At 53.3% G+C, this 14,733-nt stretch carries 10 protein-coding genes and 2 pseudogenes; all 12 read left to right on the top strand.

All coding sequences use genetic code 11. The features are described 5' to 3' along the window. The first annotated feature begins 78 nt into the window (after positions 1-78). Positions 79-1,410, top strand: a complete 1,332-nt coding sequence (locus QMN38_RS24730; RefSeq protein WP_323606289.1) for a glycosyltransferase family 2 protein — start codon at positions 79-81, stop codon at positions 1,408-1,410. A gap of 111 nt (positions 1,411-1,521) precedes the next feature. Then, on the top strand, positions 1,522-3,564 hold the full coding sequence (locus tag QMN38_RS24725; protein ID WP_323579272.1) for a capsular polysaccharide biosynthesis protein: 2,043 nt from the start codon (positions 1,522-1,524) through the stop codon (positions 3,562-3,564). Between the two features lie 7 nt (positions 3,565-3,571). Continuing rightward, the gene (locus QMN38_RS24720) at positions 3,572-4,885 is read left to right on the top strand and encodes a capsule biosynthesis protein (RefSeq protein WP_323579271.1); all 1,314 of its coding nucleotides are present in this window, start codon (positions 3,572-3,574) and stop codon (positions 4,883-4,885) included. Between the two features lie 125 nt (positions 4,886-5,010). Further along, a pseudogene (locus QMN38_RS24715) lies at positions 5,011-6,123 on the top strand (IS66-like element ISKpn15 family transposase); the annotation flags it as partial. A 116-nt stretch (positions 6,124-6,239) separates the two neighbouring features. Beyond that, positions 6,240-6,563, top strand: a complete 324-nt coding sequence (locus tag QMN38_RS24710) for an acyltransferase (RefSeq protein ID WP_323579270.1) — start codon at positions 6,240-6,242, stop codon at positions 6,561-6,563. Positions 6,564-6,597: 34 nt separating this feature from the next. Beyond that, a pseudogene (locus QMN38_RS24705) lies at positions 6,598-7,586 on the top strand (IS5 family transposase). Positions 7,587-7,724: 138 nt separating this feature from the next. Next, positions 7,725-8,066: an acyltransferase gene (locus QMN38_RS24700; RefSeq protein ID WP_323579269.1), complete on the top strand. Its 342-nt coding sequence runs from the start codon at positions 7,725-7,727 to the stop codon at positions 8,064-8,066. Between the two features lie 417 nt (positions 8,067-8,483). Beyond that, positions 8,484-9,668 (top strand): nucleotide sugar dehydrogenase, encoded by a 1,185-nt coding sequence (locus tag QMN38_RS24695; protein ID WP_223042430.1) that lies wholly within the window; start codon positions 8,484-8,486, stop codon positions 9,666-9,668. Between the two features lie 128 nt (positions 9,669-9,796). Beyond that, positions 9,797-11,140 carry a glycosyltransferase family 2 protein gene (locus tag QMN38_RS24690; protein WP_250109954.1) on the top strand — a complete coding sequence of 448 codons (1,344 nt, stop codon included), beginning with the start codon at positions 9,797-9,799 and terminating at the stop codon, positions 11,138-11,140. Between the two features lie 93 nt (positions 11,141-11,233). After that, positions 11,234-13,243, top strand: coding sequence for a capsular polysaccharide biosynthesis protein (locus QMN38_RS24685; RefSeq protein WP_323579268.1), 2,010 nt, complete (start codon positions 11,234-11,236; stop codon positions 13,241-13,243). Positions 13,244-13,333: 90 nt separating this feature from the next. Further along, the gene (locus QMN38_RS24680; protein WP_113412065.1) at positions 13,334-14,578 is read left to right on the top strand and encodes a capsule biosynthesis protein; all 1,245 of its coding nucleotides are present in this window, start codon (positions 13,334-13,336) and stop codon (positions 14,576-14,578) included. A 68-nt stretch (positions 14,579-14,646) separates the two neighbouring features. After that, positions 14,647-14,733: hypothetical protein (locus QMN38_RS24675; protein ID WP_016234452.1), on the top strand; the 87-nt coding region annotated here is incomplete at its 3' end.

The raw sequence follows: 14,733 nt of genomic DNA, 5'->3' as shown, positions 1-14,733 counted from the left end.
CATGCCATGGCCACAGCGACTCACCGCGCTTCGAGGCACTACGCCAGAAAAAAACTCTGGGCCATGTATCGGCTCAATATGTTTCGCTCTGTAGCGCAGTTCCCTATTGAGCCCTCGTGCTGGCGATCGAGGCTGGCGAAAGCCGTATCGCTGGCCGCCTGTGGTGAGCTTGCCGCCGCGCAGGAGAATATCGTCTCTTTCTTGCAGCAATCTCCACGTGCCCAAAATAAAATGGCGCTGGCCCATGGGCTGGCACCCTTTATGCCGCGAGAAGCATTGAAAATCATTGAGGGGTTGCCCAAAGCTCCCCCTGCGTTTCATGTTGCACTGCTGCTACGTAATGACCGCCTCCAGCAAGCACGCAATCTGCTCGCACAATTGGGGCCAGATACGTTCGAGCGCAATCCCGAACTATCGCTCTTGCAAACCAATGCCGGTGGTGGAGCGCCTGGGCAGCAACTTCAACGACTCAATGCTTATTTGGCCGCCTTTGGGCTGTCATCCCTGAGCCTGATCGATCCTTCGCTGGCGCCTTCGCCACTCAACCTCAAGGCGACCAACCAGCCCAAGATGCAATCAGGCCCTCTTATCTCGGTGCTGATGACCACCTTTAACACCGGATATCGGGCAGAGGTGGCGCTCTCATCACTACTGGCCCAAAGCCACCAATCGCTGGAGCTGATCGTTATGGACGATGCCAGCAGCGACGATACGCCACAACGGCTGGAGGCGCTGGCCCGGCAAGACAGCCGTATCCGGTTGATAAGGTTGCCACGAAATGTGGGAACCTATGCCGCCAAACGGATCGGATTGGCAGAGGCACGAGGTGAGTTTGTTACCTGTCATGACTCGGATGACTGGTCACATCCCGAGAAACTGAGCCGACAACTGGCTCCCCTGCTGGTTGATCCATCCCTGGTCTGCACCCTGTCAAACTGGGTTCGTATGCAGGATGACGGCGTTTTTTACGCTCGCCCTGTCTATCCCTTGGCTCGCTTAAATCCCTCTTCGCCTCTCTTTCGGCGAGAGCGGGTATTGCGCGAAGCGGGGGCATGGGACTGTGTACGCACAGGTGCCGATAGCGAGTTTCTGGCACGCCTGAAACTGGTATTCGGTGCCAAGGCCGTCAGGAAGGTCAATCAACCTCTGACGCTTGGTAGCCACCGAGCCGACTCTCTGATGACCGCTGTTGATACTGGTTACTCGCAAACGGGGGTTTCTCCCCAGCGTCAGACCTATTGGGAAGCCTGGTCACAGTGGCACATCCATTCTCTGGCTGCTGGCAAACTCCCTTATATCGATCTCAGTATGCCTCCGACTAAATCGGATAGGCCCTTTGTGGTGCCAGACAGTCTGCTAGTAGATCCAAACGCGTTGCGCGAGTGTCACAAGGTTCTGGGAATTGACTGAAGATATAGAGTCAGGTGTGCAACCAGGCACGGACTTCCATCCCAAACAGCAAGCCCTATTTCAGGTGAGAAACGCACAGTCGTTATCGCCAAGCCCCCATTTAGAGAAACAATGACGCTTATTACTCAATCCCGTGGTCTGCTGGCCCGGGCAGACCAGCTGATGGCCTGCCTAGGCCAGCCGGTACGTTATCAACCCCGTTGCGACACCTTTGGTGATGACGATATCGCCATTGGTTGGGGCAACAAGCAAAACAGCTTGGCACTGCGCGACCTGGCGGCCCATCAAGGGTGCCCCTTTTGGCGTCTCGAAGATGGCTTTATCGGTTATCTGGGCCATCCAGCCCGTGAAGGCCTGTCGCTTAGCCTCATTTGGGACGACAAGGGCATTTACTACGATGCCCGTACGCCTAATAGACTGGAGCAGCTGATTACCCAACCCCTTGATGCTCACCAGCATGATCGAGCAGCGCGTGTTGCAGCCAGCATCGTTCGTGACGGCATCACCAAGTACAACATTTATCAAGGGCAAGATGAGCATTTTACCCTGCCAACTACGGTTACTCATCGCCTCGAGATGGACTGTCGTCCGCGTATCCTGCTTATCGATCAGGTGGCCGGGGATCTCTCTATTCCTGGCGCGCTAGCAGATGAACAGAGCTTTCTGGCAATGGTCACTGCAGCACGAAATCGGCACCCAGGCGCTCGCCTCTTGCTTCGCACCCACCCCGATACGCGCTTTGGTAAAAAACGCGGCGTCTTGGCACGCCTAAAGCTGCCGGATTTGGAGATAGTGAGCGAGCCTTGTCACCCACATGCCCTGCTTCGTGCAGTCGATGCGGTCTATACCGTTTCATCCCAGATGGGATTTGAGGCCCTGCTGCTGGGTAAACCGGTCTACTGCTTTGGGATGCCCTTCTATTCCGGTTGGGGATTGACTCACGATGCTCTGACTTGTGAACGCAGAACATCAGCCACTCTCGAGCAACTGGTTCACGCCTCCTTAATTGCCTATCCCCGCTACTACGACCCGGTGCTGGGGGAGCGCTGCGAGGTGGAAGAGGTCATCGCCATCATCGCCCGCCAGCAACAACCCGCGCCGCGCTACCGCCGGCTTTATCTGGTGGGTTTCTCCCTGTGGAAGCGCGCCTTTATGCTGGAGTTTTGCCGCCACCTGGCCGATGAGCTCTGCTTCGTGCGCACGCCGCCCAAGCGGCTGACGGGCGACGAGCAGGTGCTGGTGTGGGGTAGCCGCCACCCGGATCTCGTCACCGCCATCCGGGTAGAAGATGGCTTTATCCGCTCCAGGGGGCTCGGCTCCAATCTGTGCCGTCCCTCCTCCCTGTCGCTGGATCCGGTGGGGATCTATTTCGATAGCCGCACCCCGAGCGGGCTCGAACAGTTGCTCAATTATCGACAGTTGAACGAACAGGATGTAGTTCGGGGAGAGGCGCTGGTCGAGCTGCTGCGCCAGCACAGAGTCAGCAAATACAACGTCGGCACGCCAGAGCACTACAGCCCGCCTGCCGATGGTCGCCCACTGGTACTGGTGGTGGGGCAGGTAGATGGGGATGCCTCCATCCTGACCGGCAGCCCGATCATTCGCAGCAACGAGCAGCTGCTCTGGGCGGTGCGTGCCGCAAAGCCCGAGGCCCATATTCTCTACAAACCGCACCCGGATGTGGTTGCTGGCAATCGTGCTGGCGCCATTTCGGCGGCCTGTCTGGCGGAGTGTGTCGATAGCCAGGTGCTGGATATCGGTCTCACCAGCCTCTATCCCCACGTGGACGAGTTGCATACCATGACCTCCCTGAGCGGCTTCGAGGCGCTGGTGCAGGGGGTCAAGGTCACGACCTGGGGCCAGCCGTTTTACAGTGGGTGGGGACTGACCACCGATGCCCATCCCCCGGCCCGTCGTCAACGTAGCCTGCCGTTGGCAGCCCTGGTCTATCTGACCCTGGTCGCCTATCCGCTCTATATCGATTGGCAGAGCGGGCTCTGGATAAGCCCGGAGCAGTTGATCCGCCAGCTGGCCACGCAGGGTCACTCTCAGAGCCGCAAGTCGAGCCGCTGGCAACGCTGGCAGGTCAAGCTCGGCTATCTGGCGCAGACCCTGATACGCCGCCCTGCCCTCCCCCGGTTCATGCAGAGATAAGCAATAGATGAAGATTTTGCTGTTACAGGGGCCTCTTGGCCCCTTCTTTCAGACTCTTAGCCGGGCTCTTCGTGAGGCAGGCCACGAGGTCTACAAGATCCATTTCAATGGCGGGGATGAGTGTTGGCCTTGCGCCGGCCATAACGAACGTTTCACCGGCAAACCGGAAGCCTGGAGCACCTTCTTTCGCCGCTTTATCAAGCGCCACGGCATCGACAGCCTGATCTGCTACGGCGATTGCCGCTTCTACCATCAGCAGGCCGTTCGCATCTGCAAGTTGAAGAAGATATCGGTCTGGGCCATGGAGGAGGGCTACCTGCGCCCCGACTTCATCACGCTGGAGCAAGGAGGTGTCAATGCCTTCAGCCCGCTCTATGCCAAGCGTGACTCGTTGGCCGAGATGCAGTGGCCCGCCCCCTTCGAGGCGCCATTGCGTGTGGGCAGAACCTTTGCCTGCCGCGCCTGGTATGCCAGTCGTTACCACATCAGCAAGAACCTGCGGCGTTGGCGCTATCCCCATTTTGTCAATCACAGGCCCTGGAACCTCTATCAGGAGGCCAAAGGCTGGGTAGCGGGTGGTATGGTGAAGTGGTGGCATAAGTGGGCAGACCGCAGCCTGCTCAAGGCTCTATCAGCACACAAGGGGAAGATCTTCTTCGTGCCGCTGCAGGTCACCGAAGATTTTCAGATCAGGGAACACTCGGATCTGAGCGGTGTCGAGGAGATGGTCGCCCAGGTGATGATCTCCTTTGCCGAACATGCCCATCGTAATGATGTGCTGTTGTTCAAGCACCATCCCATGGACAGGGGCTACGTCAGCTATCAGGCCCAGATAAACCGTCTGATCGCCCTGTTTGGCCTGCAAGGGCGGGTATTCTACGGCTATGAGTTGCCGCTACCGACCCTCTATCCCCTGCTAAAAGGTGTCGTCACCATCAACAGCACGGTCGGGCTCTCTGCCCTGCTGCACAATGTGCCGACTTTCTGCATGGGGCGCGCGCTGTACGACCTGCCGGGTCTTACCACCCGCGGCACCCTTGAAGAGTTCTGGCACAAACAGAACCCGGTCTGTCACAAGAAATTCGAGCGTATGCGCCAGTCATTGCTACATCTGACCCAGCTCAACGCCAGCTTCTATCGTCATCTGGACACCAGCGCCAGGGCCGTGGTGCAGAAGATCCAGCAGCATAACGGGCAAGCCATCATCGCCCGGAAGGGCAAGCGTTCGGTCTCCCCTTCCAGCATCACCGGTGCTCTGAGCGGGCTAAGCACATGTGTCCTCTTGGCCGAAGAACTGCTGATGCCGCTTCCCCTGTTGTAAGGCCGCTTGAAACCACGAAAAGTAAGTATTCACCGGAACAGTATTGACACAGGAAAAATGAGACGATCGTCTCTTGATCCCACTTTCCTGCTTGCTTGATCCTGCTCCTTAGATACGCTCCCCCCATGAGCAAAAACACCATGCATTCCGCGGGAATGCCCACCACTCTGGAGCAGGCCAACGAGCTGATTTATAAGCTCCTCGACCGCATCGCCGAGCTGGAGGACCGCCTCAATCAGCACAGCGGCAACTCCTCCAAGCCGCCTTCCAGCGACGGCCCCGGTGCACCGCCGCCGGCCCGCAAGCGTCCGGCGTCCGGCAAGCAACGGGGGGCGCAGCCCGGTCACAAGGGACATCGCCGCGAGCGGCATCCGCTTGATGCCCGCCTGACCCTGGTCCCGCATTACCCTGCCGCCGATTGCGCTTGCTGTGGCGGGGACATGGTGGCCCATGCCAAACCCTATCAGGTTCATCAGGTGTTCGAGCTGCCCGAGGTGAGCTATCTCGTCACCGAACACCAACTGTATCGTGCGACCTGCTCACGGTGTATCGGCACGACCCAGGCCGCACTGCCAGACAACGTCAGCAGCAGCCAGATGGGGGCCAATCTGCTCAGCTACATCGCGCTGCAAAGCGGCCAGTTTCACCAGAGCGTCAGCCAGATACAGCAGCAGCTCAAACAGCATTTCGGCCTGAGTTTTAGCCGGGGCGCCATCAGTGAGGCGCAGGGGCGGGTGAGTGCCATGCTCACCCCGACCTACCAGGCCATCAAGCAGCAGGTGCAGACGGCCACCCACGTTCATGCCGATGAGACCCGGCATCAGCGGGGTGGAGAGCGCCGCTGGATGTGGCTGGCGCTGAGCAAGATAGCCGTCTGCTTCATGACGGCCTATGGCCGTGGTCAGGAGGCGGCCAAGCGGCTGCTGGGCGCCGAGTTTGACGGGGTGCTGGTGACCGACCAGTACGCCGGCTACCGGTTTATCGACGCCGACCAGCGGCAACTGTGCTGGGCCCACGTGGCCCGCAATCTCGTGGCCATCGCCGAGAGTAGCGAGCAGTGCAACCAGCCCATCGGTGCCCGGTTGGTCTTGCTGGCGGATGCGGTGTTTCGTACCCGGCACCGTTGGGAAAGCGGTGCGTTGAGCAAGCAGAAATACCTGCGCAGGCTCGCGCGTTACCGGCAAAGCTGGCGAAGCCAGTTGGAGCGCGGCGCCCTGTTAGAAACACAAAAATTGAAATGGGCTGTGCTTGCAAATTCAAAACATTGTTTATAGATGAGGGATGCTCTATTGAAAGCTCACGATTTTCAATGGTCAATGAGAACAATTTGATTATAAAAATCGGGAGACACTGCATGTTAAGCTCTAATGTCTTGTTTAGACCTAGTGATGGCCATACTATATTTGACATAGCAACTGGTGTTATTTTAAATAAATCAAAACCAATAATTTTGGGTGATCATACCTGGGTCGGCGCTAGCGCTACGTTTTTAAAAGGTTCTGAAATACCAAATAATTCTATTATTGGAACTGGCTCCATCGTATCAAAAAAATTCACCGAAGAATTCACTGCAATTGCTGGAATTCCCGCTTCTGTGGTAAAAAACGGAGTGGGCTGGGATCGCGCTCACATTCCAGTTTTTGAACGAGAACTAGAGAGGGTGCGCACAAGTAACTAAAACCAAAGGTGCACATCTGTAAGGGCTTTGTTGAATAAATCGAACTTTTGCTGAGTTAAAGGATCAGATCACGCATCATCCGGCAACACTGGCCGTCCCATGGCAAAGCAGAAATTCAAAGTCACCAACTGGCGCAACTACAACAAAGCCCTCATCAACCGCGGCTCCGTCACTTTCTGGCTTGACGACGAGGCTATTCAGGCCTGGTATGAGCCCGCCACACACACATCGCGGGGACGGCCTCAACGCTATTCTGACCTCGCCATCACCACCGTCCTGGTCGTTAAACGTGTGTTCCGCCTGACCCTGCGAGCCGCACAGGGCTTTATTGATTCCATTTTTGCCATGATGGGCGTTCCTCTTCGCTGTCCGGATTACACCAGTGTCAGCAAGCGGGCAAAGTCGGTTAACGTCAGTTTTAAAACGCCCACCCGGGGTGAAATTGCGCATCTGGTGATTGATTCCACAGGGCTGAAAGTCTTCGGTGAAGGTGAGTGGAAAGTCAAAAAGCACGGCAAAGAGCGCCGTCGTATCTGGCGAAAACTGCATCTGGCTGTTGATGCGAGTACGCATGAAGTCATCTGCGCGGACCTGTCGCTGAACAACGTCACGGACGCTGAAGCTTTCCCGGGGCTTATCCGGCAGACCCACCGAAAAATCAGGTCAGCGGCGGCGGACGGTGCTTACGATACGCGGCGATGTCATGACGAACTGCGTCGCAAGAAAATCAGCGCGCTCATTCCTCCCCGAAAGGGAGCGGGCTACTGGTCCGGTGAGTATGCAGACCGCAATCGTGCTGTTGCGAATCAACGGCTGAGCGGAAGCAATGCACGGTGGAAATGGACAACAGATTACAACCGTCGGTCGATAGCGGAAACGGCAATGTACAGGGTAAAGCAGTTGTTCGGTGGTTCGCTGACGTTGCGTGACTACGATGGTCAGGTTGCAGAGGCTTTGGCCATGGTGCGTGCGCTGAACAAAATGACGAAGGCAGGCATGCCAGAAAGTGTACGTATCGGCTGAAAGTCGGAGCTGTTACAGGGAAACTCGCCTTAAATCTGATTTATTCAACAAAGCCGAATAGAATTAGCTTGTTCTTGTAAAATCAAAACGTTATTTATTGATGAGGGTTGTTCCATTGAAAGCTCACGCTTTGCAATTGTGAATGATGATAATTTAGTTGTCAAAATCGGTAAGGATTGCATGCTTAGTTCAGGCATAGTATTCAGATCTTGCGATGGGCATACTATTTTTGATATATCAACCAATGCTATTTTGAACAAAGCAAATCCAATTATATTAGGTGACCATGTTTGGGTAGGTGCTGAAGCAACTTTTCTAAAAGGTTCAGAAATCCCAAACAATTCAATTGTTGGTACCGGTTCAATTGTTTCAAAAAAATTCACAGAAGAAAACACTGCAATTGCTGGCATTCCTGCATCGGTGGTGAAAAAAGGTATTAATTGGGATAGAGCTCCTATTCCAATTTATGAACGTAAGTAATTTTACAACATAGCCTTCACCATATATACAATAAACACTTAGGCATTCCGGCTCCAAAAACGCAATTATAAATTTTACAAAAACATGTAAAGCAATAAAAATTTAGTGTAAGCTGACACGCAACTTCATTATTAGTGTTACACACTATACATTTAGTCATGATTACCAATACTCCGTAGCCTTGTATTGCAAAGTTATTCTATCCATTCAATAATAGTTTTACCCAAAAAAAATCACGCAAGCTCTTTTTCATACACAAACCAATTAAAATTAGAATTATCTTTTCTTGAGGGTAGTTTAACCACATGAGTAATCAAATAATATGCACCCGAAGAAAATATCCCATGCATTAGTATTATCTAATAACTAAAACTTTAATTCACTTATAAGTGAAACATAGGATTTATATATCTACTTATGAATACCTTGACTCGATCACTATGTGTTGTTGGTTCTGGCTACGTCGGATTGTCTAATTCAATTCTTCTCGCTCAATATCATAAAGTAACCACATTAGATATTGACTCAAAAAAAATACAATTAATTAACGAAGGAATTTCCCCTATCGTTGATCCAGAAATCCAGGAATATCTATCTAATCGCCCATTAAACTTACGGGCTACTCTCGATAAACACGAGGCGTACAGAGATGCACATTTCGTCATAATTGCCACTCCTACCGACTATGACCCTGTAACAAATTACTTTAATACTAGTTCGGTCGAAACGGTGGTTAGAGATGTTATGGCAATCAATCCTTCTGCCGTAATGGTAATTAAATCCACTGTGCCGGTAGGATTTACAGAGCGCCTTAAGCGCGAGCTGGGCTGTGAAAATTTAATCTTTTCGCCCGAGTTTTTACGAGAAGGTAAAGCGCTGTACGATAATCTCTACCCTTCACGTATTGTGGTTGGTGAGCGTAGCGAGCGGGCTCAGGTCTTCGCTAATCTGTTACGTGAAGGAGCCATCCGCAAAGATGCTCCTGTGCTGTTAACCGATAGCACCGAAGCTGAAGCCATAAAACTATTTGCCAATACCTATCTCGCCATGCGTGTAGCCTATTTCAACGAACTGGATACCTACGCCGCTATTCATGGGCTTGATACCCGACAGATTATTGAAGGTATTGGTTTGGATCCCCGTATTGGCAATCACTACAACAACCCTTCTTTCGGTTATGGGGGTTATTGCCTTCCAAAAGATACCAAACAACTTCTGGCGAACTATCGTGACGTTCCACAAAGTCTAATTCGTGCAATTGTGGATGCTAATACAACACGTAAGGACTTCGTGGCAGACGATATTTTGCGCCGCAATCCTAAAGTTGTTGGCATTTATCGTCTGATCATGAAATCAGGTAGTGATAACTTCCGCGCCAGCAGTATTCAAGGAGTGATGAAGCGTCTCAAGGCCAAAGGCATAGAAGTGATTGTGTATGAACCGGTACTCAAGGAAGAACAGTTCTTTGGTTCACGGGTAGAACACAATATTGAAGTCTTCAAGCAACAAGCCGATGTCATCGTAGCCAACCGCCACGTCCCTGATCTGGCTGATGTAGAAACTAAGGTCTACACCCGCGATCTCTTTGGTACCGACGCTTAAGGCCGCCTTGTATCATGCTCAATCATTTACGTTTCTTATGGCGATATCGGCAGAATCGCTTCACACATGCTATAGCCACGGTCAACCACCGGCAATCCAGACGAGAAGCAAGGAAAAAGCTGTGGGCTATGTACCAGCTGAATATGTATCGCTCAGTCGCTCGACAGCCTGCTAAGCCTTCATGCTGGCGTACAAGCCTGGCTAAAGCCGTATCGCTGGCTGCATGTGGTGAGATTAAGGCTGCGCGAGAAATTGTGACTTCTTTCCAGAAACAACATACTCGTTTTCGGCAAAGAATGGCTTTGGTGAAAGGTCTGGCACCTTTTATGCCACAAGATGCTTTAATGTTGCTTGAAGGCATGCACAAAGCGCCTCCGGCAATGCATATCGCACTACTATTGCGAAATGGCTATCTTGCCCAGGCACGTAGCATGATTGAGCAATTACCCTCCAATTTTGTAGAGATCGATCCTGAGCTTTTGCTCCTGCAAACGAATACCTGTAACGGCACACCCGAAATCCAGTTACAACGGCTGAATAATTTTCTGCAGGCGCATAGTCTTCCGCCACTGAGCTTAATTAACCCTTCTCTTGCTCCATCGCCGCTTAACCTTAGGGCGGCTAAAGTGACGAAGGCACAATCAGGTCCTCTGATTTCGGTGTTAATGACCACATACAACACTGGCTCTCGTGCAGAAGTGGCTATCACCTCCATTATGGCCCAAAGCTATCAGTCTCTGGAATTGATAATTGTGGATGATGCCAGTAGCGATGACACACCGGAACGACTGGAAAGATTAGCTCGTCGAGACAATCGCATCACACTGCTGAGGTTACCGCGAAATGTAGGAACCTATGCCGCCAAAAGGATTGGTTTGGCGCAAGCAAAGGGAGATTTTGTGACTTGCCATGACTCAGATGACTGGTGTCATCCTGAGAAATTAAGTCGACAACTTGCCCCTATGCTGTCTAACCCAACCATAGTTTGTACTGTGTCTAACTGGGTTCGTATGCAAGATGATGGCGTCTTTTACGCACGGCCAGTTTACCCTTTAACACGCCTTAATCCTGCATCCCCTCTCTTTCGACGAGAGCAGGTAATACGAGAAGCAGGCGCATGGGATTGTGTTCGAACTGGTGCTGACAGTGAATTCCTGGCACGTCTAAAGCTTGTTTTCGGAACTAAAGCAATTAAGAAGGTCAATCAACCCTTAACGCTTGGCAGCCATCGTGCAGATTCTCTGATGACTTCAATGTCGACTGGCTACACGCATATGGGGATGTCACCACAGCGACAGCAATATTGGGAAGCATGGTCACAATGGCATATCGATTCACTGGCCGCCGGTAAAAAGCCTTATATAGATAACAGCCTGCCACTGACACCCGATAGACCTTTTGAAGTACCTACAAGTATTCAGGTCGATCCGAACGCTTTAGCTGATTGTAAGGAAAGGCTGGAGCTTGCCTAAGCCAAGGACTTTTTTATAAAACATCACACAAGTAACTTTTTTAGCTATGAATCAATACCTTATATCTTATAAGCTCACCATTTTAAAGAAAACATGACGCTCATTACTCATTCTCGCGGTCTTTTGGCACGTGCAGACCAATTGATGGCCTGTCTCGGACAACCGGTGCGCTATCAATCTCATAGTGCTGCCCTTAATGACGATGATATTGCTATTGGCTGGGGTAATAAAAAAAACAGCGATCGTCTTCGCCTTCAAGCAGCCTCGCAGAACCGACCATTCTGGCGTCTCGAAGATGGATTTATAGGTTATCAGGGCCACCCAGCTCAAGGGGGTTTCCCGCTTGGACTGGTATGGGATGATGAGGGCATCTATTATGATGCTCGCAGCCCGAGCCGTCTGGAACGACTGATTTCTCAACCGCTCTCCGGAAATGAACAAGTTCGAGCCACCAGACTGACCGCACTGTTGTGCCAGCACGGCATCACTAAATACAATGTCTACCCGGGTCTTGATGAGGCTCACACCTTGCCTCCAGAACTGACGCATCGCTTCAGATTGGACTCTCGCCCACGAGTGTTGCTTATTGATCAAGTAGCTGGCGATCTTTCCATCACTGGAGCCCTGGCCGATGAGAGCAGTTTTTTAGCCATGGTCGCTGCCGCTCGTGAGCGTCATCCGGGTGCTCGCCTGATGTTGAGAACCCATCCTGATACCCGTTTGGGAAAAAAAAATGGGGCGCTGGCCCGGCTCAATCTCCCTGATCTAGAAATAGTTAGCGACCCCTGCCATCCCCATGCATTACTCCGTGAGGTCGATGCAGTTTATACCGTCTCCTCTCAGATGGGATTTGAGGCATTGCTGCTTGGTAAACCAGTGTATTGCTTTGGCATGCCCTTTTATGCTGGCTGGGGATTGACCGTCGATAATATGTTTTGTGACCGAAGGTCACCAGTTACTCTTGAGCAATTAACCTTCGCGACTTTGATTGCCTATCCTCGTTATTTTGACCCAATACTGCAAAAACCTTGTGAAGCCGAAGATATCATTCAGTTGATTGTTGCCCAACGTAACCCCTCCCCGCGCTATCGCCGTCTGTATATGGTGGGCTTCTCGCTGTGGAAACGCGCTTTTATGCGCGCCTTCTGTCAGCCGCTGGCTGAGGAGCTGCGCTTTGTGCGCACCCCGCCCAAACGGCTGGCCGCTGACGAGCAGGTGCTGGTGTGGGGCAGTCGTTATCCCGAACTGGCAAACGCAATTCGGGTGGAGGATGGTTTTATCCGCTCCCGGGGGTTGGGCTCGAACCTGTGCCGCCCTTCCTCGCTCTCCATCGACCCGGTGGGGATCTACTTCGACAGCCGCCGTCCGAGCGGGCTGGAGCAGTTGCTCAACCAGCAGCGGCTCAGCGAACAGGCGCTGGAACGCGGCGCCGCGCTGGTGGACCTGCTCCGCCAGCATGGGGTCAGCAAGTATAACGTCGGCACCGTGCAGCCGTTCACCCCGCCGGCCGACGGGCGAACGCTGGTGCTGGTGGTGGGCCAGGTCGATGGCGATGCCTCGATCCTCACCGGCAGCCCGGTCATTCGCAGCAATGAACAGCTGCTGTGGGCCGTGCGTGCCGCCCGGCCAGAAGCGCATATCCTGTTTAAACCGCATCCGGACGTGGTGGCGGGAAACCGGGCCGGTGCCATCTCGGCCGAATGCCTGGCACGCTGCGTTGACAGCCAGGTGCTGGATCTCGGCCTCAACAGTCTCTATCCCCATGTGGATGAGCTGCATACCATGACCTCCCTCAGCGGGTTCGAAGCGCTGGTGCAGGGGGTGAAGGTCACCACCTGGGGCCAGCCGTTCTACAGCGGCTGGGGGCTGACCGAAGATATCCATCCGGCGGAGCGCCGTCAGCGCACCCTGCCCCTGGCGGCACTGGTTTACCTGACGCTGGTCGCCTATCCGCGCTATATCGACTGGCAGAGCGGCCTGTGGATGAGCCCGGAACAACTGATCCGCCAGCTGGCAGCGCAGGGAAACTCCTCATCGCAGAAGGCCAGCCGCTGGCAACGCTGGCAGATCAAGCTGAGCTATCTGGCACAAACATTTCGTTAGCACACTATTTATCCCGATTTATTAAAGAAAAACGGTCATCAAGCCGTTAACTCACCTGTCTCATCAACGGAACCGATCTGGGGAAAAAAAATGGAAGAGCAAGCTATCCGCCATCTGCTGAATGGCCGCCGATATCTTTTATTACAAGGACCGATGGGCCCCTGCTTTTCACGTCTGGCAAGCTGGTTGCAGAGCAGCAAGCGTGAAGTGAAGCAGGTCTGCTTTAATGCCGGGGACTCATGGTATGCCGCGAAAGAGACCGCGCTGCACTACACCGGCTCAGTAAAAAATTTTGCTTTCTGGCTGCGCGAGTTACATAAAACCTACCCCTTCGACACCATCGTCTGTTTTGGTGACTGTCGCCCGATGCATATCGAAGCGAAGAAGTGGGCGCGCAGCAAATCCATCGATTTTCTGGCGTTTGAAGAGGGCTATTTCCGTCCCTTCTACATCACCCTGGAAAAAGGGGGCGTGAATGCCTTCTCCTCGATGCCCATTGATGCGAAGTATTATCGCGAGCAGCCGCTGCCGGAGCTGAAAACCCCAACGCCGTGGAAACCAAGTTCCTTTAACCGTGCCGCCCATGCCATGCTCTACTATGCGGCGGGCTGGTTTGGCCGCCATCGCTACCGGGGCTACCGCCACCACAAGTCGTTCTCCCCGTGGTATGAGATGCGCTGCTGGTTCCGTGCCGGTCGTCGTAAGCTGTGGTATCGCTGGCAGCAGCGCCACATGCTGAGCCATATCACTGAAAAACTGGATAACCAGTACTACCTGGCGATTTTGCAGGTCTACAACGACAGCCAGATTATTCATCACAGCCCGTATAAAGACGTGCGTGACTATATTGAAACCGTGATCCGCTCCTTTGCCCGCCATGCGTCGAAAGAGCGTTATCTGGTGTTCAAGCATCACCCGATGGATCGTGGTCACCGTTTTTACGGCATCCTGATTAACAAGCTGACCGAAAAGTATGACGTCAGCGGCCGGGTGCTCTATGTCCACGATCTCTCCCTGCCCGCCCTGCTGACCCACACCCGGGGCGTCATCACCGTGAACAGCACCGCCGGCCTGTCGGCGCTGATCCATAACAAGCCGCTCAAGGTGATGGGCAAAGCGCTGTACGACATCGAAGGGTTAACCTGGCAGGGGCCGCTGAACCAGTTCTGGCAGGCGGATTTTGCTCCCGATGCAAAACTGTTCCAGCGTTTTCGTACCCACCTGCTCTATCAAACGCAGATCAACGCCGTCTTTTACGGCAAGTCCGACTGGCTGAACATCCCGACAGAAATTCCCCTGACGACACCGCTTGCCGATTCCGAACTCGAACGCTAAGGAAGGTGCGAACAAGTTCCTGATATGAGATCATCATATTCATCCGGAGCGCATCCCAGAGAGACATCATGAGCCATCAACTCACCTTCGCCGATAGTGAATTCAGCACTAAGCGCCGTCAGACCCGAAAAGAGATTTTCCTCTCCCGCATGGAG

This window comes from Citrobacter sp. R-1.5.2 (genome assembly GCF_035064245.1).
Classification (GTDB): Bacteria; Pseudomonadota; Gammaproteobacteria; order Enterobacterales; family Enterobacteriaceae; genus Citrobacter.
The sequence above is the reverse complement of the archived record's forward strand: the minus strand, read 5'-3'. Positions and strand labels throughout refer to the sequence as shown.

What these genes read in the sequence shown, in the direction of transcription:
- QMN38_RS24685 (WP_323579268.1), top strand. Translation starts at nt 11,234, where the DNA reads ATGACGCTCATTACTCATTCTCGCGGTCTTTTGGCACGTGCAGACCAA.
- QMN38_RS24710 (WP_323579270.1), top strand. Translation starts at nt 6,240, where the DNA reads ATGTTAAGCTCTAATGTCTTGTTTAGACCTAGTGATGGCCATACTATA.
- QMN38_RS24730 (WP_323606289.1), top strand. Translation starts at nt 79, where the DNA reads ATGTTTCGCTCTGTAGCGCAGTTCCCTATTGAGCCCTCGTGCTGGCGA.
- QMN38_RS24725 (WP_323579272.1), top strand. Translation starts at nt 1,522, where the DNA reads ATGACGCTTATTACTCAATCCCGTGGTCTGCTGGCCCGGGCAGACCAG.
- QMN38_RS24690 (WP_250109954.1), top strand. Translation starts at nt 9,797, where the DNA reads ATGTACCAGCTGAATATGTATCGCTCAGTCGCTCGACAGCCTGCTAAG.
- QMN38_RS24695 (WP_223042430.1), top strand. Translation starts at nt 8,484, where the DNA reads ATGAATACCTTGACTCGATCACTATGTGTTGTTGGTTCTGGCTACGTC.
- QMN38_RS24720 (WP_323579271.1), top strand. Translation starts at nt 3,572, where the DNA reads ATGAAGATTTTGCTGTTACAGGGGCCTCTTGGCCCCTTCTTTCAGACT.
- QMN38_RS24680 (WP_113412065.1), top strand. Translation starts at nt 13,334, where the DNA reads ATGGAAGAGCAAGCTATCCGCCATCTGCTGAATGGCCGCCGATATCTT.